We start from the raw sequence: 752 nt of genomic DNA, 5'->3' as shown, positions 1-752 counted from the left end.
CTCCATGAGTTTAGTGCAGATATACTATTTCTTTGTTAAAGGCCGTCTGAAAGTTTTTTATTGCAAAAGATGGCAGTTTCCCTTTGAGAAATGCTGTCAAATACGTCTGATTAGCGTATCATGTCAGCAACCATTACCGAGAGCTTCGTTTTATGAAACCCGTTTTTTTGGACTTTGAACAACCCATCGCCGAATTAACCAATAAAATCGACGAGTTGCGATTCGTACAAGATGAATCTGCCGTCGATATTTCCGACGAGATTGCCAGACTGCAAAAGAAAAGCAACGAGTTGACCAAGTCAATTTTCAGCAAGCTGACTCCGGCTCAAATTTCACAAGTGTCTCGCCATCCGCAGCGTCCTTATACTTTGGACTACATCAACGGTATTTTTACCGATTTTGAAGAGTTGCACGGCGACCGCCATTATTCTGACGATCATGCCATTATCGGCGGTTTGGCACGTTTCAACGGTCAAAGCGTGATGGTTATCGGCCATCAAAAAGGCCGCGATACCAAAGAAAAAATCCGCCGCAATTTCGGTATGCCGCGTCCCGAAGGTTACCGTAAAGCGCTGCGCTTGATGCAGACTGCCGAGAAATTCAATATTCCGGTCATGACCTTTGTCGATACCCCGGGTGCGTATCCTGGCATTGGCGCGGAAGAACGCGGCCAGTCTGAAGCCATCGGCCGTAATTTATACGAACTGACCCGCCTGCATGTGCCGGTATTGTGCACCATTATTGGCGAAGGC

1 protein-coding gene is annotated in these 752 nt (G+C 46.9%); it reads left to right on the top strand.

The genetic code is table 11. From position 1 onward, the window contains the following. Nucleotides 1-152: 152 nt before the first annotated feature. Nucleotides 153-752, top strand: a 600-nt coding sequence (gene accA, locus ACTHUM_RS16350; RefSeq protein WP_440403472.1) for an acetyl-CoA carboxylase carboxyl transferase subunit alpha, incomplete at its 3' end; no start/stop codon positions are given.

This window comes from Neisseria sp. P0021.S006 (assembly GCF_051956895.1).
This window is presented reverse-complemented; position numbering and strand designations above follow the sequence as displayed.